This window comes from Pseudomonas sp. Sample_20, assembly GCF_004307585.1.
Taxonomy (GTDB): Bacteria; Pseudomonadota; Gammaproteobacteria; order Pseudomonadales; family Pseudomonadaceae; genus Aquipseudomonas; species Aquipseudomonas atacamensis.
The window spans coordinates 9148-9447 of sequence record NZ_RCOA01000021.1 but is presented as its reverse complement, the minus strand read 5'-3'; positions in this window follow the sequence as shown (position 1 = coordinate 9447).

Sequence of the window (300 nt, the reverse complement as noted above, 5' to 3'; positions counted from 1 at the left end):
CGGTCGCTGCGCTCCCACGCCCGGATCAATCCCTCCGCTCAGCCTTCCGACGTCGACGGTGGATCAAGATCAAGAGCACTCGAGCTTGCGCTCATTGTTGAGTGGGGCGGCTTCGCCGCGGGCAGCTGCGCTGCCTTGCTTTTGCTTTTGCTTTTGTGGGAGCGAGCCTGCTCGCGAAGGCGGCCTGCCAGCCGACCTGTTTCTCGCTGATGTACTCGATTCAAACTGTGGGAGCGAGCCTGCTCGCGAAGGCGGCCTGACAGCCGACCTGTTTCTCACTGAACGCACCCGATCAAACTG